Source organism: Streptomyces sp. JNUCC 63 (assembly GCF_054366325.1).
Map to the genome: position 1 here is coordinate 161,344 of NZ_CM135963.1, position 22,327 is coordinate 183,670.

The following is a 22,327-nucleotide window of genomic DNA, read 5'->3' on the forward strand; positions in this document are numbered from 1 at the left end:
ACAACAGACCGTCACGATCCCATCACGGGATCAACACAACCCCTGGCCAGAGCAGTCACAGCCCGGATGATGTCGGTTACCATCCGTACCACCGCTCCCCTGGGGTGAACCATGCGTATCCGCGTCACCGCTGCCGCGGCCGCCGTCTCCGGCGTCCTCGCCCTGACCGCCTGCACCAGCAACGCAATAACCGCCGACAACCGCTCCGACGACGACGCCAAGTCCGTCGACACCGCCGAGGGCACCGGCGAGCCGACCGGCTACATCACCGAACGCTCCGTCAAGCCCTGGCCGTTCACCGTCGCTTCCGGCACTCTCGCCTGCAGCGGCCAGGCCGTCACCTTCGCCATCGCCGAAGGGACCTACGGTCTCAACGACGCAGCCCGGCGAAAGCACCCCGCGCCCGACCCGATCTGGGCCGACGACCCCGACAACCCGGGCGCCAGGATCTCCCTCACCGAGGTGATCGACAAGGGCCTGGAACTCTGCAAGTAACCCGGGCGACGAGAGGGTGCTGAGCACAGGAGACCCCTGGCTCAGCGGCGTACCGCCCGTACCCCAGGGCGGTGGCCGCCCCTGCCGGCGCGGCGGCCGAGGCGTTCTCCCCCGCGAGCCCGCGAGCCGGGTCAGGCCGGGCGTTCCCCGTAGACGCGGTGGGGCTCGGCGTCGGCCCACTTGATGTCCAGGCCGAGCCCGGGACGGCCCGTGTCGGGCCGCAGGGCGCCGCCGGCGGGGGACAGCGTGCCGTCGAACACCAGGTGCTCGAACCGGACGTGGTCGTGGAAGTACTCCAGGTGCCGCAGCCGGTGTACGGCGCAGAAGGCGTGGGCCGAGACCGCGGGGGCGCAGTGCGCGGACAGGTCCAGGTGATGGGCCGCCGCGAGGCCCGCGACCTGCAGTACGCCGGTGATGCCGCCGCAGCGGGTGACATCGGCCTGGAGGCAGTCCACCGCGTCCGCGTCCACGAGGTTGACGAAGTCGCGCAGGGTGTAGGCGTACTCCCCCGCCGCGATCTCCAGCCGCGCCGGTCCGTTCCGCCGGAGCAGCCGCAGGCCCTCGATGTCCGCGGAGCTCACCGGCTCCTCGAACCACCGCACGTCCCATTCGTCCATGAACCTGTACGCCCAGTACAGCGCCTCCTTGCGGCCGAGGGCGCCGTTGGCGTCGGTGAGGAGCTCGGGCGCGTAGCCGACCGCCTTGCGGACCGCGGTCAGTCGCTGCGGGTCACGGTCCGGTTCTCTCGACGTCTTCAGCTTGACCCGGGGGATGCCCTGTTCGACCCAGCCGGTGAGCTGGTCGGCGAGACGACCCAGGGGGTAGTTGGTGAAGCCGCCGCTGCCGTAGACCGGGACCCGGTCGTGGTAGGCCGGGAGCGCGTGGATCAGCGGTACGTCCAGCAGCCGGGCCTTGAGGTCCCACAGCGCGATGTCGGCCGCGGAGACCGCCATGGCTCCCACACCGGGCCGGCCGTCGTTGCGGATGCGCCGGCCCATCAGCTCCCACAGGGCCGGCGGCGCGGAGGCGTCACGGCCCGGGAGCAGCGGGGCGAGCTTCGAGGACAGGAAGGCGGCGGCCGACACGTCCCCGTAGGTGTAGCCGATGCCGGTCCGTCCGCCGGCGTGCACCCGGACCAGGACCATGGTGGTGGAGTCCCACTCCAGGGTGCCGTCCTGCTCCTTGCCGTCCGGGCCGTCGGTGGGGAGTTCGAAGGCGTGCACGTCGACGGCGTCGATCCGGAACTCCTTCGGCGCCGGCTCGGCGGCCTTCTCGCCCTGCTCCCTCATGATGTGACGTACTCCCTCGGACGCGCGCCTGTGTCATCACCTGTGGGTGACCCTCCGTGGCCCCTCCCAAACGGTGCGTCGTTCCTCCCCACCCGCACGGCGGGTCGGCGCCGGCGACCGGCGCGGTGCGGCGGCAGTGCTTCGGGTACTCGCCCGTTGCCCGGCCGTCGGCATTGCCGGACGAACCACATCATGACGGACTGCAACACGACGAACCACACCATGAGGAAGGACACCCACCTCATGCGGCACGACGAGATCATCGGGAAAGTGCGGGCGCTCGCTCAGCTGCCGGACCGGGGGTCGGCCGACCGGGCGGCCCGGGCCGTGCTGAGCACACTGGCCGAACGGCTGCCGTCAGGGCTCGCGGAGCATGTGGCCGCCCAGCTTCCGCCGGAACTGGCCGCGCCCATGCGGCAGGCCACGGAGTCCTCCGCCGGCGGGCGCTCGCCCACCTCGGGCGAGCGGTTCGACCTGACCGTGTTCGCCGGACGGATCGCCGGACGTGCGGGTACGGACGAGGACGCGGCCGTACGCGAGGCCGCCGCCGTCATGGAGGTGCTCGACGCCGCGCTCACCCCGGAACTGACCGGGAAGATCGCCGCGGTGCTCCCCGCGGACATCCGTGAACTCCTGCCCGCCGGCCGCGCCGCCGAGGGCCCGGACTGACACGCGGGTCCGGCCGGGTTCCCGCCGGGGGGATGGGTACCCGACCAGAGGTCCGAGACGCCACGGGCCCTGCGGCCCGACAGCCGGAAGGAGCAGGTGATCTCCGTGATCTCTGAGACGGTGTCGGTGCCCGCCGACCGCCTCACGTTGTCAGGTGACTTCGTGGTTCCCGATTCGTCCCGGGCGACCGTGCTGTTCGTGCACGGTGTGCACACGTCCCGCCAGGACCCTGCCGCACGGTCCCTCGCCGCCGAGCTGCACGGGGCCGGATTCGGCACGCTGGCCGTGGACCTGTTCAGTGAGACCGAGGGCCGGCGGGCCGAGGCGATGAGCGAGCAGCGGGTCGACATCGACATGCTGGGCCGCCGTCTGATCGCCGCGGTCGACTGGCTGTCGATACAGCCGGACGCCCGGACACTGCCCGTGATCCTCTTCGCCGCCGGGGCCGAGGCGGCCGCCGCCCTGATCGCGGCGGCGGCAATGCCGGAGGAGGTGCTGACGGTGGTCTCATGGGCCGGGCAGCCCGAGCTGGCGGACGAATTCCTGGAGCGGGTCCGCGTGCCGGTGCTGTTCGTCGAAGGCGGTGAGGACCCCGAGGATCTCCGCTCGAGCGTGCGGGCCGCCGAGCGGATCGCCGGCCCGCACGCGGTGCGCGAGGTCCAGGGCGCCTCCCACCGGCTCCAGGAGCCGGGCGCGCTGAACCGGGCCGCCGCGGTGATCGGGGAATGGTTCACCGAGGTCCACCGGTCGGCATGAGCCCGGCACCCGGAGGATACGTTCCCGCCCCGTACCGGCGCACAGGTCCTGTGCGCCGGTACGGGCGCACCCGCGCACCGGCGGAGGCCGTTCTCCGTCCCACGTCCGAGTGGCGCCCTCTCGCCGAGGGCGCCTGGACCGCCGTACCCCGTGGCGCTCCCGTCGGTGTCAGGCGGGCCTGCTCGAGTCGAAGTGGGCGAAGGCGACCACGTTGGCCTGGTAGTCCTGGCGCTTGCGGTCGTAGGTACCGCCGCAGGTGATCAGGCGCAGCTCGGGGGACGGGGTGTCGGCGTAGACCTGGTCGTCGGGGAAGTCCGCCTTGCTGAAGGCCTCCACGGAGTCGACCTTGAAGCGTACGACGGTGCCGTCGGCACGCGTGATGTCCACGAGGGCTCCGGGCTCGAGCTGATCCAGCCCGGCGAACACCGCGGGGCCGGTCTTGGTGTCGAGGTGGCCCGCGACGATCGCCGGTCCGCGCTCGCCCGGTGACGCTCCGCCCCGGAACCATCCGACCAGGTTGGTGTTGTTCGGCGGTGGTGGGCTGAGGTGTCCGGACGCGTCGAGGGACAACTTGGTGAACGGCGCGTCCACGCCGATGTCCGGGATCGAGATCCGGGTCGGCGCCGATCGGGGCAGCGCCTTGCCGTCGGCGTCGGCTTTCGCGTCGGTGCCGGTGCCGACGGTCGGTGGGGCCGGCGTGGGCCGGTGGGAGGCGACTGCCGCGGGAGGCGGGTACTTCAGGGGCGTCATGGGGTTGTCGACGGACTGGTGGATGAGCACAAGGCCCAGCCCGACCATTGCCATGGGCCACAACAGGCGGAGCCGGCGGCGACGCCTCGTGGACCTGGTCCCGCACTGCAGCGTCGGAGGCGGAAGCTGGGAAGCCATGGACGGTGCCTTTCGATCACGAGGTGGCGCCGATGACGCCCGATGGTTCGAAGACCGCTGTCGCGGTCTGCGCCGTCCTCCGCCGGAGTGGACGCAGACCGCGACAGCAAAGTGACGAGCAGCAGCGGCCCGGTCAGGCCACGGAGGAGTCCGACACCCGGCGGCGCCGCAGCATGTACGCGCCGGCCCCCAGGCCGCCGAGCACCAGCACGGTCCCCAGGCCCAGGGTGTCCGCCGACTGCGCCAGTCCGCCGCCACCGGCGTGGACGCCGCCGTGCGGCCTGCCACCGCGCTCGCCGGACCCCTTGCCCTCACGGCCGTTGTCGTCACGGCCGTTGTCGTCACCGTCGTCGTCGTCACGGCCGTTGTCGTCACGGCTGCCGCCGTCGGTGGTCGTCATGGCCAGGGCACCACCACCGGCGTGGACGCCGCCGTGCGGCCTGCCGCCGCGCTCGCCACGCTCGCCACGGTCGCCGCGGTCGCCGCGGTCGCCACCGTCTTCCTCGCGACCGCCCTCTTCCTTGCCCTGGTCGGAGTCGTCGCCCCGGGAGTCACTGACCTGAGACGCCTTGGCCTGTGAAGACGACAGCGCGGCCACATCCACAGCGCACGCCACAGGTGCGGAGAGCGCTACGGAGGCCGCCACCACTGCGGAGGTGAGCAGAGTACGGGTGATACGCATGGGTGTTCCTTCCGTCGCGACTACGAGAGCCGGCCCATCGCCCACTCAATCGGGAATCGCAGGTGCGACGTGATCACCTTCAGCCGATTTCTGACGGCCCACCACCGGAGCGCCGCATTCGGATGACGATGCTTCACCCCATACGCCCAGGCAGGCGAACAACGGGGGGGCGATCACGGTCGAACAGCGTGGTGATGACGGTCGGACAGAAGCGGAGGGCGCAACGAACGCCCTGTCAGTCGGTCTCCTCGCGCAGCGCCGTGTGGATGTCGCGCAGCGAGTCGGTCAGCCGGGTGTAGTCGTCGCGGGCCACCGGTGCGACGAAGTACCGCTCGACGACCTGCGCGTGCACGGCCGCGGCCCGGACGAACACGGCGCGGCCCTGGTCGGTCGGTTCCACCCGTACGATTCTGCGGTCCTCGGAAGACGGCACGCGCCGGACCAGCCCGGCCTCCTCCATGCGGTCCACCAGGCGGGTGATGCCGCTGCTGGTGAGGGTGAGGTCATCGGCGAGATCACGTTGCGAGACTTCCTCGCCGGGCTGCCGGCAGAGCCGGACGAGGACCTCGAACATCGTGTGACCGATCCCGCAGTCCCGCCGCAGTGCGGTGTCGATTCGCTGCTCCAGGCGGGTGGCGGCCTTGATGAGCAGCCCGAAGTCGCGTACGAGTCGACTGTTGGCGGCGCGGGCGGCCTGGTCGCCCCGCCGGGTCGCGGCATCCACCTGCCTGTGTCCTCTCCCGCTCGCAGAACCCTGCCCGCACCTTGCGCGCACCTGCCTGCCCGGCGAGTTTACTGCCGTCTCATCTACCAACTTCTCAATTACTGAGGAATCAATTGCTGAGTGGTCAACGAAGTCCTATCGTGGGCGCACCCAGCAAGCGAGCCGGAGAGAGGGAGATCAGTGGACCTGCGGCACTGGCTCGGCCGAGCCACCGACGCGATGGAGCAGTGGGCCGACACCTTCGGCCCCTACCAGCCGCACCCCTCGCTCCTGGTCGACGACGACCGCTTCGCCGCCGCCTTCGAGGAGTTCACCGGCCGACTGAAGGACAACTATCCCTTCTTCCACCCGACTTACGTGGGCCAGATGCTCAAGCCCCCGCACCCCGCCGCCGTGGTCGGCTACCTCACCGCCATGCTGATCAATCCCAACAACCATGCCCTGGACGGCGGTCCGGCCACCGCCCGCATGGAACGGGAGGCCGTCGCACAGCTCGCCGCGATGTTCGGCTACGACACCCATCTGGGCCACCTCACCACCAGCGGCACGATCGCCAACCTCGAAGCCCTCTTCGTCGCCCGCGAACTCCACCCCGGCCAGGGCGTCGCCTACAGCCAGGACGCCCACTACACGCACGGCCGCATGTGCCGCGTCCTCGGCATGGAAGGCCATCCGGTTCCCACGGACGAGCGGGGCCGGATGAACCTCGACGCCCTGGAGGACCTCCTGCGAACCGGCCGGGTGGGCACGGTCGTCCTCACCGCGGGCACCACCGGCCTCGGTGCCGTCGACCCCGTCCACCAGGCCCTGGCCCTCAAGGAGCGTTACGGCGTCCGCCTCCACGTCGACGCCGCCTACGGCGGCTTCTTCACCCTGCTCGCGGACGCCGACGGCCCCGAGGGACTGCCGCCCGAGCCGTGGCGGGCGATCGCGCGGTGCGACTCGATCGTCGTCGACCCCCACAAGCACGGACTCCAGCCCTACGGCTGCGGCGCCGTCCTCTTCCGCGACCCCGAGGTGGGCCGCTTCTACCTGCACGACTCGCCCTACACCTACTTCACCTCCACCGAACTGCACCTCGGGGAGATCAGCCTGGAGTGCTCACGCGCCGGCGCCGCGGCCGCCGCGCTGTGGCTCACCTTCCGGCTCGTCCCGCCCACGCCCGCCGGACTCGGCGGCATCCTCGCGGCCGGCCGGCGGGCCGCGCTGCGATGGACGGAACTGATCACCGCGTCCGACGTACTGGAGCTCTACCAGCAACCCGAGTTGGACATCGTCGGCTACTTCCCCACCGTGGAGCCCGCCACGCTGACCGCCGTCGACACCGCGTCCGCGCGCGTCCTCGCGGACGGCATGACCGGCCCCGACCCCGTGTTCCTGAGCACCCTCAGGGCCGATCGCGATGCGTTCGCGGCCCGCCACCCCAGGGTCACCGCCGACACCGACGGCGCCCGTATCCTCCGCAGCGTCCTGATGAAACCGGAGGCCGAGCAGCACGTGGAACGTATCCACACCCGGGTGGAACAGCTCGCCAAGTTCCGCTGATCAACATGAGATCATGCTGCTGACCAGCCCCTGCTTCACAACAGAAGAGGACGCCTGATGTTCGACAAGTTGAAGGACCTCAAGAGCCTCACCCACCTCAAGGACAAGGTGGAGGACATCGCCGAGGCCCACGGCGAGAAGATCTCCGAGGGGCTGGAGAAGGTCGGCGACTTCATCGACGGCAAGACGGGCGGGAAGCACAGCGGCACCATCGACACCGCGGTCGACAAGGCGCAGGACCTGGTCGAGAAGCTGGGCGACAAGAAGGCCTGAGACCCGCGCCGTGTGGCTGGAGCGAACAACCGGCTCGGCTCGTCCGTAGTATCTCTGCGCAAGAGTCTCCGCGCAGGGTCACTGCGCGACCGGTGCTCCCGCCGCGCCGTCATCAGCCAACGAGAAGGGGCCAAGGCCATGTCCGAGAGTACGACGGTCACCGACCTGGCATCGCAGTACGCCGCTCAAGTAGCCGGCGACCTGGAGCAGAACCTGAAGGAGCAAGAACGAATCAGCGCCGAAATCGCCGCGCTGCAGGACCAGTTGGCCACACTGCAACGCGATCACGGCGTGCTGGTGAACATGCGGCAGGCGCTCGGCATGACGACGCCGCCCGTGCAGCCGGAGGCCGGCACGAGCGACGCCGCCGTGCCTGCTCCCCGTAAGAAGGCCACGGCCAAGTCCAATACCGCCGGGCGAAGTTCGGGCAAGGGAGGCAGGAAGTCGGCAGCCGGGAAGCCCTCGGCCAAGGCGTCCGCCGAGAAGACGGATCGGCCCACCCTGGTCGAACTCGTCCGCGGCCACCTCGGCGAGCAGCACGAGCCGCGCTCCGCGGCGGAGGTCGCCACCGCCCTGGGCCAGGCCCATCCCGACCGTCGCGTCAAGGCGACCGTCGTACGGACCACCCTCGAAGGCCTGGTGGCCAAAGGCCAGGCGCAGCGCACCAAGCAGGGCACGTCGGTGTTCTACACGGCCTCCGGCGCCCCGGAGCAGGGACAGGCACAGCCGGAGCCGGCCGACGGCTGAAGCCGCCGTGCCTCACCCCGGCAGCGCGAGTGACCGAGCGGTCGTCGCCCGCGGGGAACGCGCCGGCGCATCCGCCACTCCCCTGCGGTGGCGGATGCGCCGGCGGGCGGCCGTGCGGTGACCGTGCGGGTCAGGCCGCGATCGCCTCCGGGGCCGGGCGGGTGAGGACCAGGGCGATGACGACGACGCTGACGACCGTGAACACCGCGACCAGGACGACGGCCACGGCCGGGACACCGCCGACGAACAGCGCCGGCAGGGCCAAGATCACCGACAGGATCCGGGAGCCCGCCACGATGCGCGAACCCGTCCGGTTGAGCGTGCGCCAGGTGTAGACGACGGCGAGCACGGTGATGACCCCGAGGATGCCGTCGGCGATGAAGATGGCCGTCGGCGGGCCCTGGGTGTCCGAGTCCGGCGCCGGGAGGTCGAAGAAGTTGGTCACGTCGAGCAGGCCCAGGAGGCCGGCGAGGACGAGGCCCACTTTGTTCTTGCGGGTGAGGGCGGGGACGGGTTCCGTCCGGCTGGTCTGGCTCATCTCTGCTCCCCCATCTGGGACTGAAGGCACCTGTGCGGCGGCCCGGTGCAGCGAGCATGCGGCAGCGTCCCTCCCGCGCGCATCGGTGCTTCGTCCCGGGCGGCGGGGAGGTTTTCCCGTACCTCCCGGGAGTCGGCCCTCCCCACCGGGAGCGAGTCTCGGTCATCATCAGGACTTGACTTCCTCCCCCGCCTGAAGGCGGGGGATTCCAGCGGTCGCCCGCTGGGCTTCCTGCTTCGCCGACGACTGCCCCGTCCGGGAGGACTCCCGTTGAGGTCTTACACCGTCTCCACAGGCGGATGCCGCCAGCCCGGCGGCCAGGATGTTGCGTGCCGCGTTCACGTCGCGGTCGTGCACGGTGCCGCACTCGCACGTCCACTCGCGGACGTTCAGCGGCAGTTTCTCGCGGACCGTGCCGCAGGCCCCGCACAGCTTGCTGCTGGGGAACCAGCGGTCGATCACGACGAGTTCGCGCCCGTACCAGGCGCACTTGTACTCCAGCATGATGCGCAGGTCCGTCCAGGCCGCGTCCGAGATGGCGCGCGCGAGCCTGCCGTTCTTCAGCAGGTTGCGGACGGTGAGGTCCTCGATCACGACCGTTTGGTTCTCACGGACGAGCCGAGTGGTGAGCTGGTGGAGGAAGTCCCGGCGGCGGTCGGTGATCCGCGCGTGGATACGGGCCACGCGGCGGCGGGCCTTCTCCCGGTTCGCCGAGCCCTTCGCCTTGCGGGACAGCTCCCGCTGGGCCCTGGCCAGGCGGGCGCGGTCGCGGCGCTCGTGCTTCGGGTTGGCGATCTTCTCCCCGGTGGACAGGGTCACCAGGGAGGTGATCCCGGCGTCCAGGCCGACCGCCCCGTCCGTGGCGGGGGCCGGGGCGATGGTGTCCTCGACGAGCATCGAGACGAACCAGCGCCCCGCGCTGTCGCGGGACACGGTCACCGTCGTGGGCTGCGCACCCTCCGGGAGGGGGCGCGACCAGCGGATGTCCAAGGGCTCGGCCATCTTGGCCAGCGTCAGCTTCCCGTCGCGCCACGTGAAGGCGCTGCGGGTGTACTCGGCCGACGCGCGGGACTTCTTCCGGCTCTTGAACCGCGGGTACTGGGCCCGCTTGGCGAAGAAGTTCGCGAATGCTCCCTGAAGGTGGCGCAGCGCCTGCTGGAGCGGGACGGAGGACACCTCGGCCAGGAAGGCGAGCTCCTCGGTCTTCTTCCACCGCGTCAGCGCGGCAGACGACTGCACGTAGGAGATACGGCGCTGCTCGCCGTACCAGGCCCGCGTGCGCTCCTGAAGCGCCTTGTTGTAGACGAGACGGACGCAGCCGAACGTGCGGGACAGCTCCGCTGCCTGCTCATCCGTGGGGTAGAAGCGGTACTTGAACGCCCGCTTGACCTGCTGCGTCACGCCTCACATTCTATCAGTTCCCTTGTGAGTCAAGGGTGTCGGCCGGTGGCCGGCAGACGCCGGATCGCCCCGGCGGCGATCCGGCTTTCCCTGACCTGCTCCGCAGGAGTCCGTCTCTCCCCCGGCCTGAAGGCCGGGGTATCCACGGAGGAATCCCGATGACCTCTGCGGCCCGTCCCATCCGGGTGCTCATCGCCGACGACCACCCCGTGGTGCGGCGTGGCATGAGCGCGCTGCTGACCTCACTGGACGGCGTGGAGGTGATCGCGGAGGCGGCCACGGGCGAAGAGGCGCTACGCGAGGCGCAGTTGAACCGGCCCGACGTGGTGGTGATGGACATCCGAATGCCGGCGATGGACGGAGTGGAGGCCACCCGGCGGCTGGCCGCGCTGCTGCCCGACGTCGCGGTGCTGGTGGTCACCATGTACGAGGACGACGAGACGGTGCTGTCCGCGCTGCGTGCCGGGGCCCGGGGATATCTCCTCAAGGGGGCCCAGCAGGAGGAGATCCTCACCACCATCCGGTCGGTGGCGACCGGCCAGTTCGTCATCGCACCGGGTGTGGCGGCCCGCCTGCTCGGGCAGGTCGGCCCCCCGCCCCGGCCGGCCGACAGCTTCCCCGGGCTGACCGCCCGGGAGCGCGAGATCCTCGACCGGGTCGCGCGCGGTCACGGCAATGCCCGGGTCGCCGCCGAACTGGAACTGGCCGTCAAGACCGTGGCGAACCATCTGTCCGCCATCTTCGCCAAGTTGGGCGTGAGCGGCCGCACCGAGGCCATCCTGCTCGCCCGTGAGCGGGGACTGGGCTGTGACGTGTCCGGGCCCGGCTCATGAGCGGGCGGTGGCGGACGGGCCTGACGCGGGTGCGCCCGATGTGGCGGGGACTGGCTTGGGCGGGCCTCGCGCTGCTCGTCGGCGCGTCGGTCGCGTCGGTCGCGTCGCTGTGGTTCGCGCCGCCGTCCGTGTCCCAGGAGTGGGTGATCTGGGCCGTGATGGTCGGCGTCTGCCTGACGGCGGCGTCCGCCTTCGCCACCGCGCGGCGCCGGGCCTCGGCCGCCTCCCGGCTTCTCGCGGTGTCCGCGGCGGCGCTGTCGGCCGCACCGCTCGTGGTCGCGGCCGGTGAACCGGACGCCGGCGTCGTCCTGGCCGTGCTGGGCTCGACGGTGGCCGTGCCGCTGGCCGCGCTCCGCGTCGTGGAGGCCCGGCCCGTCTCGCGGATGCTGCGCTGGGCGGAGGTGGCGATCGCCGTCACCGGGGCGGGATGCGCGGCCGCGTCGGTGACCGGCGGCGAGCCGGCGCTGATCGCGGCCGGCGTCGCCTCCGCGACCGCGGTGTGCGCCGGCACCTGGGTGCTCTTCGAGGTCACCTCCGGCGACGACCGGCGTCGCGTGCTGTGGCTGGTGCTCGGCGCCGCCGCGACGACGCTGGGCGGCATGCTGCTGTTCGCGGCCGAGAACTCCCTGCACCTGAGCTCCTCGACGAGCGTCGTGGCGCTCGGCGCGCTGTCGCTGCTGCTGCCGTGCGCGATCACCGTGGCGCTGGTCGCGCCCCGCGCGGTGGACGTCCGGGTGGTGATGCGCGGCGCCGCCGTCCTCATCGTCATGCTCGCGCTGAGCGCGGCGGTGTACGAGGGCATCGCGGCCGTGTGGGAACTGGCGGCGGGCGAGCGGCCGGGCAAGGGCGTACCGCCTCTGCTGGCGGCCGGGATCGCCGCCGGCTACCAGCCGGTCCGGCGTCATGTCGAGGCGGTCATGGACGAGATGCTGTTCGGCCGGTCGGCCGACCCCGTGGAGACGCTGACCCGGCTCGGCACGGACCTGACCGCCGGTGCTCCGCCGCCGCTGTGGCTGCACACCCTGCGCACCACGCTGGGCGTGCCCGGCATCGAGCTGCGCCAGGAGGACACCACCGTCGCCACCGCGGGAGCCGTAGACGCCCACCACGTGCAGGTCACCGCCCTGCGCGCGGGTGGGGAGAAGGTGGGCGATCTGGTGGTCGGCCTGCCGCCGGGACATCTGCGGCTGCCCGGTGCTGCCGCGGCGGTGGTCGACCTGGTGGCGGCCCCGCTCGCGCAGGCTCTGCACGCCGCCCGGCTCAGCGAGCAGTTGCGCGTGTCCAGGGGCCGTACGGTGACCGCGCTGGAGGAGGAGCGGCGCCGTATGCGCCGTGATCTGCACGACGGGCTGGGGCCCACGCTGACCGGTATCGCCTACACGGCGGACGCGGCCGTCAACCTCATCGCCACCGATCCGGAGCACGCCGTCGAGACCCTGCGCGCGCTGCGCGCCGACGTGGGCGACACGATCACCGAGATCCGCCGGCTCGTCTACGGCCTGCGCCCCCGCGCCCTCGACGAGCTCGGCCTGGTCGAGGCCATCCGCCAGCGCACGGCCCCGCTGCGGGCCGCCGACGGCCGCCCCCTCACGGTGACGGTCGACGCCCCGGAGCAGCTGCCGCAGCTACCCGCGGCCGTCGAGGTCGCCGCCTACCGGGTGGCGGTGGAGGCGGTCACCAACATCGCCCGGCACGCCGCCGTCACCACCGCCCGCCTCACCCTGGAGGTGCACGACGCCGGCCACCTGCGGGTCACCGTCGCGGACACCGGCCGCTGCACCGAGCCCTGGACACCCGGCGTGGGCATCGAGTCCATGCACGAGCGCGTCGAACAGATCGGCGGCACCCTCACCGTCCGCACCACCCCGAAGGGCGCCACCATCACCGCGGAGCTGCCGCTGTCCATCCCGGCCTGACGTCTCCGGATCGGCCTGACGTCTCCGGATCGGCGGATGCGCTCTGTGCGCGGCCGGCCGTTCCGGCACGGCTCTGGCCTCGGGGACATACCGAGCGGTATACAAGCTCCGTCGAACGTGCGACGACAGTGATGTCCCGGCACAGGGGGAGGGTCTGACGATGAGTGACAGAGGTGCGGATGGAGCTGCGAGACGACGTCGGTGGCCGGCCGTCATGGGGGCGGTGCTCGGCGGGTGTGCTCTCGTGGCCGGTGCGACGACGCCCGTCGCGGCGCACGACGGGAAGGCCGGCCGGGTCACGCACTATGTGGCCCTCGGGGACTCCTACACCTCGGGCCCCGGCATTCCACGGCAGGTCGACGCCGACTGCGCGCGCTCGGACAGCAATTACCCCTCGATCATGGCGGCGGAGCGGAAGGTCGCGGCGTTCAAGGACGTGAGTTGCGGCGGGGCGACGACCGAGGAGATGTGGAAGCCGCAGGGCACCAACGACGCCCAGCTCGACGCGCTGCGCCGGGACACCGACCTGGTGACGGTCCAGATCGGCGGCAACGACATCGGGTTCGGCTCCATCATCTCCACCTGCGCCGGCCTCGGCGCCCAGCAGCCGACGGGCAACCCCTGTCAGCGCCACTACGCCTCGTCCGGCATCGACCAGTTGACGCTGAACATCGCACGGACGGCCCCGAAGGTCGACCGGGTGCTGCGGGCCGTGCACGCCAGGGCGCCGCACGCCCGGGTGCTGGTCGTCGGCTACCCGGACCTGCTGCCCGACGACGGCAGCGGCTGCTTCCCGTCGGTGCCGTTCGCCTCGAAGGACTTCCCCTATCTGCGGGACACCGAGAAGCGACTGAACCTGATGCTCCGCATGGTGGCCGCCTGGAACCGTGCCGAGTACGTCGACACCTACGGGCCCACGCGCGGCCACGACATGTGCAAGGCCCCGGCGGACCGCTGGATCGAGCCGTTGCAGCCGGCCTCGCCCGCGGCCCCGGCCCACCCCAACGCCAAGGGGGAGGAAGCCATGGCGCGTGCGGTGCTGAAGGTGCTGGGCCAGCAGCACGGACGCGGCTGAGTCCGGCCCGGTGGGCGTGCGGCGAGTACCGGTGGGTGACTCGCCGCACGCCGAAGTCCCCTACGGGTCGGGGAAACCGGATCGCTTTGGACGGCACCGTGTCCGTTCCCGAGGCGGGAGCCCCGTGGACCGGCCGTGCAGTTGCGTTGACTTGCTCCTCGGGCCGGAGCCCGAGGATTCCGGCCGTCCGCTCCGGAGCCTGTGCCGCCACGGGTCTTCTCGGCCTCTGTGACCAGTGTCCGCGACAGCACCGCCGCGGTGGGGAACGCCTCACCCGCCGCCCGGGCCCGCTCCCGCGCGGCCACCGCGTCGTGGTGCACCACCCGCGCGCAGCGTGCGTTCACCGAGTCGGCGACCTTGCAGGCCGCGCGGCCGACGATGCCGTCGTGGGTGATCGCGGGGAGTGCGGGGGCGGGATGCGTGGCGCGGGCCGGTCCGACATCACGCCTTCAGCGATTGGTTCACGTCTTGGTTCAACTGGTGAGTCTCAGTGCCGGGCAGGTCTGTCGGACACGAGAATCCTTCAGGACCGGACAAGGGCGGCGCTCACCGCATGCGGGCCATGAGGAGGGCGACGTCGTCGGGTTCGTCGGGGTGGCGCAACGCGTGCAGGAGGTGGTCGCAGGTCTCCTCCAGGGGGCGCGGGGGGCCGGAGAGGAGCCGTAGGAGAAGGTCGAGCTGCGCGTCCAGAGGATGGCTGCGGGTTTCGACGAGGCCGTCGGTGTAGAGCAGGAGGCCGTCTCCGGGCTCGACCCGCAGCTGGACGGTCTGGGAGTGGACGTGGCCCACGCCCAGGGGCACGCCGGTGGGGACGTCGAGGAACTCCGGGGCGCCGCCGGCGGGGAGCAGTACCGGCGGCAGGTGGCCGGCGGCGGCGATGCGGCAGCAGGCGCGGTGCGGGTCGTACACGGCATAGGTGCAGGTGGCGAACTGCTGCTCCAGGTCGCCGATGATGCGGTCGAGGTGGTGCAGGAGCTCGGCGGGGTCCATGTCGAGCGCGGCCAGGGTGCGGGTCGCCATGCGCAGCTGGCCCATGGTGGTGGCCGCGCCGGTGCCGCTGCCCATGACGTCTCCGATGACCAGGGCCGTCCTGTCGTGGGGCAGGGGTATGACGTCGTACCAGTCGCCGCCGATGCCGGGGATGGACGCGGCGGGCTGGTAGCGACAGGCGGTGTCCACGCCCGGGCGGTACGGGGGCTTCTGGGGCAGGAGGCTGCGCTGGAGGTTCTCGGCGGCCTGGCGCTGGTTCTGGTAGTAGCGGGCATGGTCGATGCTGACGGCCGCGCGGGAGGCGAGTTCGAGGGCCAGCACGGCGTCGTCGTCGGTGAACGGCGCCGGGTTGCGGCCGCGCGCGAGGCCCAGGGCGCCCAGCACGTGGCCGCGCGAGATGAGCGGGACGGCCAGGCAGGAGTGTGTTCCGGCCCGGGCGAGGACGGCGACGGCGTGCGCCGGGGCGACGCGGGCCAGGTCCTCGCCGGTGAGGTGCGGGGCGAGGGCCGGCCGGCCGGTGGTCATGCACTGGGTGACCAGGTGGTCGGGGTCGTATCGGGCGAGGTGCCCGGCGGGGACGGAGAGGGCCGGCACGCCGTGGGCGGCGAGCGCCAGTGTGCGGACGGCGGCCGGACCACTGGGTGCCCAGTTCCGGTCGCTGCCCCGCAGTACGGCGTCCAGCAGGTCGACGACGGCGAGGTCGGCCAGCTCCGGCACGCAGCTCTCGGTCAGTTCGTCGGCGGTGGTCTCCAGGTCGAGGGTGGTGCCGATGCGTGCCGATGCGTCGGCGATCAGGGCCAGGCGTCGCCGTGCCGCGGCGGCCTCCGCGGACGCGCGGTGCTGCTCGGTGACGTCCACGAGTTCGACGGCGGCTCCGAGCACCTGCCCGGCGCTGTCATCGAGCCGGATGTAGGAGACCGACCAGGCGTGGTCGCGACCTCCCGGGTCGGCGGGGGTGGGCGCCACGGCGAACTGGTCCAGCAGCGGCTCGCCGCTGTCCAGGACGAGGCGCAACGCGTCCTCGACCGGAGCGGGATCCATGAAGTCCAGCACCTCGTGGACGGACCGGCCGACATGCCGGTGCGCCGGCCGGCCGTTGATGCGCTCCAGAGCGGGATTGACCACCAGGTACCGCAGGTCGGTGTCCACGATCCCCAGTCCGACCGGGGACTGTGCGAACAGGTGCGAGGTGAGCGCCAGGTCGCGCTCCGCGCGCTTGAGGACGGCGTGGTCGACGGCGATGCCCAGGGCGTAGAAGTCTCCGTCCTCGCCCTCCAGCCGTACGTTGCGGAACTCCACCAGACGGGTGCTGCCGTCCTTGTGCCGGATGGGGAAGGCCCCCGCCCAGCCCGTGCCCTCGGCCATCACCCGGGCGAACAGCTCTGTGACCAGCTCCCGGTGCCGCTCGTCGACCATCAGCCTGGCCGCGTACCGGCCCAGGGCCTCGTGGGCGCTGTAGCCGAAGATCTGCTGCGCCTGCGGGCTCCAGAACACCACGCGCCCGCGCGCGTCCAGGACCACCGCGGAGACGCTGAGCAGGTCCAGCAGGCCGCCCGACGGAGCCGGACCCTCGTACCCGGCGCTCCGCCGGAAGGCTTCGCCAGGCCTCACCGCCGACGCCTCCTCTCGCGTCGCCACCGGTTCCTACCCGCTTCTAACCATGGTCCCTCACGCGGGCAAGGTCGGCAGCATCGCGGACCGGCGGTGCCCGCGGGCGGCCCGCCGCGCCGCCCGGCCGGTGAGGGTGTCGTCACATGCGCGGGACGCCGAACCGGTCCCTCGCGTCCTCCCCCGTGACCGCGGTCGGCATGACGACGCCCGTCGCGGCGCCGGCATGACGCGCAGGCGCGTCATTCCCCCGTTCGGCCCATCCGGCGATCACCGCCTGGGCGGCAGGGTGCCCGGTCCCCAAGTGGCGGTCGACGGCGAAGTGTTACAGGGTGCGGAGAGGTGACCTCGATGTCGCCGTCGGCCGCCGGGCGACTGTGTGGACCACGAGGGAGGCACGGCTTGCCGGCCTCGGCGTACAGGTGCCGATCACGCGCCGCGCACCGCCCGCACCGGATCGGCACCCCGTGATCAAGGAGAAGGACATGCCCATCGACACCGTCGAGCGGTTCCTGGCCGCCCTCGACCCGCACCACCGGGAACACGTCCAGGGGCTGCCGCGCGAGGAGCAGGAAAGGCTCGCCGCGGCCTGGGAGACGGAGCTGCGGCAGGACACCGACCTCGACACACTGAGCGAGCTGTCCCCTGCCGCGGCCGAGAGCGAAGCGGCGGCAAGGGTCGCGAAGAAGCTCCTCGAGAAGTGAGAGGACACTTCATGATCGAGGCCCATTCCCTCACGAAACGCTACGGCGAGCGCATCGCCGTGGAAGATCTCAGCTTCACGGTGCGTCCCGGTACGGTGACCGGGTTCCTCGGACCGAACGGGGCCGGCAAGTCCACCACGATGCGGATGCTCCTCGGGCTGGACGCGCCCACCTCGGGCCGGGCCGTGGTCAACGGCAGGAGCTACGCCGAGCACCGGGCGCCGCTGCACGAGGTGGGGGTGATGCTGGAGGCGCGTGCCGTCCACACCGGGCGCAGCGCGTACCACCACCTGCTGGCGCTCGCCGCGACCCACGGGATCTCCGCGCGCCGGGTGAACGAGGTGATCGATCTCGTGGGCCTGCGCGCGGTGGCGAGGAAGCGGGTCGGCGGCTTCTCGCTGGGCATGGGACAGCGGCTCGGCATCGCCGTCGCGCTGCTGGGCGACCCGGCGACGGTGATCCTCGACGAGCCGGTCAACGGCCTCGACCCCGAGGGCATCCTGTGGATCCGGAACCTGCTCAAGGCACTGGCCGCCGAGGGGCGTACGGTCCTGGTGTCCTCGCATCTGATGTCCGAGATGGCGCTGACCGCCGAGCATCTGATCGTCATCGGGCGCGGCCGGCTGATCGCGGACACATCGGTGGCGGAGTTCACCGCGCGGGCCGCCGGGGATCTGGTACGGGTGCGCACGGACCAGGCGGAGAAGCTGCGCGGTCTGCTGGCCGGCCCGGACGTGACCATCACCGCGCAGGAGGCCGGCGTGCTGCTGGTGACCGGGCTCAGCAGTGAGCGGATCGGGCGGATCGCGGCCGACAACGGCGTGGCACTGGCCGAACTGACGCCGCAGCAGGCGTCGCTGGAGGAGGCGTTCATGGAGCTGACCCGGGACGCCGTGGAGTACCAGGCACCGGCGGCGCAGCTCGTCGGCGCGGGCGGCGAGGGGCGTACGGCATGACAACGGCAACGGTGATTCCCGAGGCGGAGCGGGGCAAGGTCACGCAGCTGCGGGTGATCCGCTCGGAGTGGATCAAGCTGCGGTCGCTCAGGTCGACGCTGTTCACGCTGCTCGCCGCGGTCGCCGCGATGATCGGTCTCGGCTTCCTGTTCAGCTACTTCACCGCGGTCCGCTGGTCGCGACTGCCGCCGCAGGAGCGGCTGGCCTTCGATCCGACGCTGGTGAGCCTGCGCGGCTTCTTCCTGGCGCAGCTGGCCGTCGGGGTGCTGGGGGTGCTGGTGGTCAGCGGCGAGTACGCCACCGGCATGATCCGCGCCACGCTGTCCGCGGTGCCGCGCCGCCTGCCCGTGCTGTGGGCCAAGGCGCTGGTGTACGCCGCCGTGGCGTGGGCTCTGATGACGGTCGCCTCGCTGGTCGCCTTCCTGGTGGGGCAGGCCGCGCTGTCGGGCCACCATCTGCAGACCTCGCTCGGCGCTCCGGGCGTGCCGCGTGCGGTGCTGGGCGCCGGTCTGTACCTGACGGGCGTGGCCCTGATCGGGGTGGCGCTCGGGGCGCTGATCCGCAACACCGCCGGCGGCATCGCCACCCTGTTCGGTGTGCTCCTGGTGCTGCCGGTGCTCGCCCAGGCACTGCCGTCGTCGTGGTTCGAGGCGGTCGACAAGTACCTGCCGAGCACGGCGGGGCAGGGCTTGGTCCACGTCCAGCAGCAGCCGTACACGCTGGCGCCGTGGACCGGGTTCGCGCTGTTCTGCCTGTACGCGCTGCTGGCGCTGGCCGGGGCGGCGACCGCGCTCAGGCGGCGGGACGCCTGACGGCACCCGCCGCCGCGTGGTCAGTGCCGGGCGGCCGCCGTCACCGCCTGGCGTGCCGCCCGCTCCACCAGGGTGACGCCGTCGCTCATCGACGCGCTGCCGTCCGACAGGACGGCGACGAGGTAGTGGTGCCCGTCCACGGTGACCCGTCCGACGCTGTTGACGTCCCAGAGTCCGGACGTGGTGCGCTGCAGCCAGCCGTTCTTCAGCGCCCACTCGGTGTGGGGGGCCGCCGAGATCCCCCACGCCTGGTCCTTCGCGACGCGGCTCATCAACGATGCGATGTAGGAGCGGGACTGGGCGTTCAGCGCCGAGGAGTGGGCCTTCGTCGCCCCGGCCGGGTCGAACACGGCCCGCAGCAGCCGTATCTGGTCGCTCGCCGTCGTCTGTGTCAGCCCCCACTTCCCGCCGGGGCCGCCCTTCGTCGAGGTGAGTCCCAGGCGCTTGTTGGCCGCCTCCAGGCCCGGTGCCTGGCCGATCTTCCGCCACAGCACGTTCGTCGCCGCGTTGTCGCTGTTGCGGATCATCGGTTCGGCGAGCGCGCGTTCCTGGGCGGTGAGCTGCCGGCCGGCGTCCTGCGCCTGCAGCAGCAGCGCCGCGAGGATGTCGACCTTGATGATGCTCGCGGTGTCGTACGGGGCGTCCTGGCCGTACAGCACCGGCTCGCGGCTCGCGCCGTCGAGGCTGAGCACCGCCGCCGTCACCCGTGCCTTGGACTGGGGCTGGACCGCGGCGGTGACCGGGGCCTGCTGCGACGGCGCGGCGACCGCGGGTGCCGCGTGCAGCGCGCCGGCGGAGAACAGGGCCGTCACCGAGGCCAGAAGCACACCGGCGCAGGCACCGGCACGCCGGACACGGCTCTTGGCGGCGGTCTTGGAGGGCGACAGGGAAGGCGAATACGACATGGGCAGGCAGGCCTCGAGAAAAGGTCGACAAAGGGGAACCAAATGGCGAAGATAGACAAAATGCGCGCCCGTTGACGTGGCGGCCGTCACTATGGGCGGCTTTCGACCCGAATTGTGAGAAGAGCCATAGCCCGGACGACCGGCGCGACCGCGGAGCCACGACGGCGTCAGTGGGCGCGAGACGGTGACACGGACGCCGTAGTCCTCGGCGATGATCCTCGGTCAGCACCGTGTGCGGGGTGCCGCAGGCGACCACACATCCCTGGTGCAGGGCGACGATGCCGGTGACGGGAAGGGCGGCGGCCAGGCGCGGCGGTGCGGGGCACGGCCCGGCCGTACGACGTCCGGCACCGTCAACTCGACCTGATTTCCCATGTGTTGCTCGACGGCGGCCACGCGCCGGGCCACCGCCCTGCGGTCCGGCTCCCGCAACGGACGGCCGCCCGGGGTGGCGACTCCGGCGGCCGGGCCAGGACGCCGGCCGACAGCCGCAGCAAGGTGGGTTTTCTCACATACGGCGGCGCGGGCCCCCACTGTCCCCTATCGGCGCCGCCTGGAGGGCCGTTGCCGTCCGCGGGCGGCGCCGGACGCCGGGCGGCCCACAACCGTCGCCGGGACGACAAGTGCCGCCTGTCCGGCCCGCGGTGGCGCTGCCTGGGCGAGGTCGCGTTCGAGTTCGTCCAGGGCGTTGCGGGCCGCCGTGATCCGCTCCAGGAGGCGTTGCCGGTCGTCCGCGGAGGGGGTGGGGGCGGCCCGTTCGGCCGGCTCGTCCCTCTCCATCTCCCGGGCCTCGTCCAGGGAGGTGATGACGACGCCGATGAGGACGTTGACGAGGACGAAGGAGGCCAGCAGGACGTAGGAGGCGTAGTAGAGCAGGCTCCAGCGCGACACCTCCAGGCCGCTGTGCACCGCGTCGCCGATGCCGTCCAGGGTCATCAGCAGGAAGAGGGTCAGGACGGCGCGGCCGATGGAGCCGTAGTGCTCGGGGTCGTGGCGGCCGAAGAAGACCCAGCCGACCATGGCGTACACGTACAGCAGCAGGGCGCCGACCAGGAGGAAACTCAGGGTGCCGGGCAGGCTGCGGACGACGGCGCCCAGCACGATGCGCACCTGCGGCAGGAAGCGTGCGGTGCGCAGCACGCGCGCCAGCCGCAACAGCCGCAGCACCGTGGCGTTCTCGCGTACGACGGGCAGGAAGGCGCTCAGGACCACGATCAGGTCGAACGTGTTCCAGGGGTCCTTGAGGAAGTCGCGGGGGCGGTCGGCGTACGCGGCCATCCGCATCAGGATCTCGACGGTGAACGCGGCCAGGCAGGCCTGTTCGGCCAGCCGTAACCCTTGGCGCCACTGCGCCGCCAGGCCGGAATACGTCTCCAGGCCCAGCAGCGCGGCGTTGAGCAGGATCACGGCGAAGACGGCGAGGGCGAACCAGCGGGCCTCGGTGACGGCCCGGCATCGGCGTGCCAGCTCTCCGCGCAAGGACCGGGACGCGATGTCGGGGGTGTGATCGTGCTGCTCCGGCATCTGCTGCCCTTGCTCCTTCTCATACGGTGGCGGGCCCGGCCAACCGGGCTGGAAGGACGGGCTCGTTGAGGGCTTGTCCCCCACCAGAGATTTCTACAGCACTGTAGATCGCGCCGACCGCCCGGCCTTCTCGATTGGGGCCGAATGGCCGTTTTGCACGCTTTCTTCCGGAGCGGGGTGCTCAGGGCCCGGTGCACAAAGCGTGGAGGTGGCAATGCTGCTGAGTCTGCCGGAACGCGAACGTCTGATGATCTACACGGCGGCCAGACTCGCCCAGGAGCGCCGGGAGCGGGGCTGAAGCTGAACCTGCCGGAGGCCGCGCCGCTGATCGCCGCGGGACGCAGACGCCGCGGTGGGCGCCCGTGGCACCGCCGACGGGCAAAAGAGGATCCGGGGCGGAGCCGGCCGGCGCGCAGACGGCCGTGCGCCGCCGCCCCGACCCACCGACGAGGCACCTGGCGAGCCACCCACCCGCCGGCACAGCGCAGCGCCCCTGTCCCGCACCGCACGCCGACTCCGCGCACGGCATCGGCGAGCGCAGCGTACGGGGGCAGGATGACGCCCCCGGTGGTGGGCCTGTTCAACATCTCGGCGGATCATGCCGGGTGTGACGCCGACAGCGTCACCGGTGCCTTCTCCGACCAGCATGCACAGTTGGCCGACGCAGCGATCCGGCCGCCCCCATACCCCGCCGATGTGGATCAAGTGCGGATTGAGGATTTTCCCACCCGCAGGCCGGGGCGGCGGATGCCGTCGGCTGCGCCTGCGCCTGTCGCGAGGCAGTCCGCGCGGTCCGGTAGCAGGCGCAGCCCGCGGCAGATCCTCCGGGATGCCGGAGTGGGAGACTCGGCGACCGTGACTGCGTCTTCTTCTCTCCGCCCGTATCAGGCCGAGGCCGTCGACGCGGCCGCATCACGCCCGGGAAGGAGCGAAGAGCCGGATTTCCGCGGCGCGCGTGCACGCCACCAGCGACTACGGCATCACCAAGCCGGCTTGC

The 22,327-nt window shown here is 71.9% G+C and carries 22 protein-coding genes; 13 read left to right on the plus strand and 9 right to left on the minus strand.

Annotated elements, in window-relative coordinates; genetic code table 11:
• The first annotated feature begins 111 nt into the window (after positions 1-111).
• On the plus strand, positions 112-495 hold the full coding sequence (locus ACX25U_RS00700) for a DUF2511 domain-containing protein (protein WP_454388052.1): 384 nt from the start codon (positions 112-114) through the stop codon (positions 493-495).
• Between the two features lie 131 nt (positions 496-626).
• Here the strand turns inward: ACX25U_RS00700 and ACX25U_RS00705 are convergent, their stop codons facing one another.
• A complete protein-coding gene (locus tag ACX25U_RS00705; RefSeq protein ID WP_454388054.1) occupies positions 627-1,784 on the minus strand; it encodes an enolase C-terminal domain-like protein in 1,158 nt (385 codons plus the stop codon).
• Between the two features lie 192 nt (positions 1,785-1,976).
• Here ACX25U_RS00705 and ACX25U_RS00710 point away from each other — a divergent pair, with 192 nt between their 5' ends.
• Both ACX25U_RS00710 and ACX25U_RS00715 read left to right on the plus strand, forming a co-directional pair.
• Positions 1,977-2,453 (plus strand): DUF2267 domain-containing protein, encoded by a 477-nt coding sequence (locus ACX25U_RS00710; RefSeq protein WP_454388056.1) that lies wholly within the window; start codon positions 1,977-1,979, stop codon positions 2,451-2,453.
• A 105-nt stretch (positions 2,454-2,558) separates the two neighbouring features.
• A complete protein-coding gene (locus ACX25U_RS00715; RefSeq protein WP_454388058.1) occupies positions 2,559-3,209 on the plus strand; it encodes a dienelactone hydrolase family protein in 651 nt (216 codons plus the stop codon).
• Between the two features lie 168 nt (positions 3,210-3,377).
• Here ACX25U_RS00715 and ACX25U_RS00720 read toward each other — a convergent pair whose 3' ends face one another.
• The 3 genes from ACX25U_RS00720 to ACX25U_RS00730 all read right to left on the minus strand — a co-directional run bounded on the left by ACX25U_RS00720 (position 3,378) and on the right by ACX25U_RS00730 (position 5,503).
• On the minus strand, positions 3,378-4,013 hold the full coding sequence (locus ACX25U_RS00720; protein WP_454388060.1) for a class F sortase: 636 nt from the start codon (positions 4,011-4,013) through the stop codon (positions 3,378-3,380).
• Between the two features lie 217 nt (positions 4,014-4,230).
• A complete protein-coding gene (locus ACX25U_RS00725) occupies positions 4,231-4,779 on the minus strand; it encodes a hypothetical protein (RefSeq protein WP_454388062.1) in 549 nt (182 codons plus the stop codon).
• 235 nt (positions 4,780-5,014) lie between these two features.
• Entirely contained in the window at positions 5,015-5,503 is a 489-nt protein-coding gene (locus ACX25U_RS00730) for a MarR family winged helix-turn-helix transcriptional regulator (RefSeq protein ID WP_454388064.1), read from the minus strand.
• 180 nt (positions 5,504-5,683) lie between these two features.
• Between ACX25U_RS00730 and ACX25U_RS00735 the strand changes: the two genes are divergently transcribed.
• From ACX25U_RS00735 to ACX25U_RS00745, 3 genes are all read left to right on the plus strand, one after another.
• Positions 5,684-7,048 carry a pyridoxal phosphate-dependent decarboxylase family protein gene (locus tag ACX25U_RS00735; protein WP_454388066.1) on the plus strand — a complete coding sequence of 455 codons (1,365 nt, stop codon included), beginning with the start codon at positions 5,684-5,686 and terminating at the stop codon, positions 7,046-7,048.
• A 57-nt stretch (positions 7,049-7,105) separates the two neighbouring features.
• Positions 7,106-7,321 (plus strand): antitoxin, encoded by a 216-nt coding sequence (locus ACX25U_RS00740; RefSeq protein WP_454388068.1) that lies wholly within the window; start codon positions 7,106-7,108, stop codon positions 7,319-7,321.
• Between the two features lie 138 nt (positions 7,322-7,459).
• Positions 7,460-8,068: a hypothetical protein gene (locus ACX25U_RS00745; RefSeq protein WP_454388070.1), complete on the plus strand. Its 609-nt coding sequence runs from the start codon at positions 7,460-7,462 to the stop codon at positions 8,066-8,068.
• Positions 8,069-8,198: 130 nt separating this feature from the next.
• Here the strand turns inward: ACX25U_RS00745 and ACX25U_RS00750 are convergent, their stop codons facing one another.
• Entirely contained in the window at positions 8,199-8,606 is a 408-nt protein-coding gene (locus ACX25U_RS00750; protein WP_454388072.1) for a hypothetical protein, read from the minus strand.
• Positions 8,607-8,774: 168 nt separating this feature from the next.
• Positions 8,775-10,007 carry an RNA-guided endonuclease InsQ/TnpB family protein gene (locus tag ACX25U_RS00755; RefSeq protein WP_454388074.1) on the minus strand — a complete coding sequence of 411 codons (1,233 nt, stop codon included), beginning with the start codon at positions 10,005-10,007 and terminating at the stop codon, positions 8,775-8,777.
• 158 nt (positions 10,008-10,165) lie between these two features.
• Between ACX25U_RS00755 and ACX25U_RS00760 the strand changes: the two genes are divergently transcribed.
• The 3 genes from ACX25U_RS00760 (at position 10,166) to ACX25U_RS00770 (ending at position 13,831) form a co-directional block, all read left to right on the plus strand.
• Positions 10,166-10,840: a response regulator gene (locus ACX25U_RS00760; RefSeq protein ID WP_454388076.1), complete on the plus strand. Its 675-nt coding sequence runs from the start codon at positions 10,166-10,168 to the stop codon at positions 10,838-10,840.
• A gap of 38 nt (positions 10,841-10,878) precedes the next feature.
• Positions 10,879-12,756, plus strand: a complete 1,878-nt coding sequence (locus ACX25U_RS00765; RefSeq protein ID WP_454388078.1) for a sensor histidine kinase — start codon at positions 10,879-10,881, stop codon at positions 12,754-12,756.
• A gap of 160 nt (positions 12,757-12,916) precedes the next feature.
• Positions 12,917-13,831, plus strand: coding sequence for an SGNH/GDSL hydrolase family protein (locus tag ACX25U_RS00770; protein WP_454388080.1), 915 nt, complete (start codon positions 12,917-12,919; stop codon positions 13,829-13,831).
• A 546-nt stretch (positions 13,832-14,377) separates the two neighbouring features.
• Here the strand turns inward: ACX25U_RS00770 and ACX25U_RS00775 are convergent.
• On the minus strand, positions 14,378-16,432 hold the full coding sequence (locus tag ACX25U_RS00775; RefSeq protein WP_454388082.1) for a SpoIIE family protein phosphatase: 2,055 nt from the start codon (positions 16,430-16,432) through the stop codon (positions 14,378-14,380).
• A gap of 482 nt (positions 16,433-16,914) precedes the next feature.
• On the opposite strand from ACX25U_RS00775, the gene ACX25U_RS00780 reads away from it, so the two are divergent.
• The 3 genes from ACX25U_RS00780 to ACX25U_RS00790 are packed head-to-tail and all read left to right on the plus strand — an operon-like array spanning position 16,915 to position 18,901.
• Positions 16,915-17,133 carry a hypothetical protein gene (locus tag ACX25U_RS00780; protein WP_454388084.1) on the plus strand — a complete coding sequence of 73 codons (219 nt, stop codon included), beginning with the start codon at positions 16,915-16,917 and terminating at the stop codon, positions 17,131-17,133.
• A gap of 11 nt (positions 17,134-17,144) precedes the next feature.
• Positions 17,145-18,089, plus strand: a complete 945-nt coding sequence (locus ACX25U_RS00785) for an ABC transporter ATP-binding protein (protein ID WP_454388086.1) — start codon at positions 17,145-17,147, stop codon at positions 18,087-18,089.
• Positions 18,086-18,901, plus strand: coding sequence for an ABC transporter permease (locus tag ACX25U_RS00790; RefSeq protein WP_454388088.1), 816 nt, complete (start codon positions 18,086-18,088; stop codon positions 18,899-18,901). Before ACX25U_RS00785 ends, ACX25U_RS00790 begins: the two co-directional genes overlap by 4 nt.
• 20 nt (positions 18,902-18,921) lie before the next feature.
• On the opposite strand, the gene ACX25U_RS00795 is transcribed toward ACX25U_RS00790, so the two are convergent.
• Entirely contained in the window at positions 18,922-19,806 is an 885-nt protein-coding gene (locus ACX25U_RS00795) for a serine hydrolase (protein WP_454388090.1), read from the minus strand.
• 540 nt (positions 19,807-20,346) lie between these two features.
• On the minus strand, positions 20,347-21,330 hold the full coding sequence (locus tag ACX25U_RS00800; RefSeq protein WP_454388092.1) for an ion transporter: 984 nt from the start codon (positions 21,328-21,330) through the stop codon (positions 20,347-20,349).
• Positions 21,331-21,538: 208 nt separating this feature from the next.
• On the opposite strand from ACX25U_RS00800, the gene ACX25U_RS00805 reads away from it, so the two are divergent.
• A complete protein-coding gene (locus tag ACX25U_RS00805; protein ID WP_454388094.1) occupies positions 21,539-21,628 on the plus strand; it encodes an urease subunit gamma in 90 nt (29 codons plus the stop codon).
• The last annotated feature ends 699 nt before the right edge of the window (positions 21,629-22,327 follow it).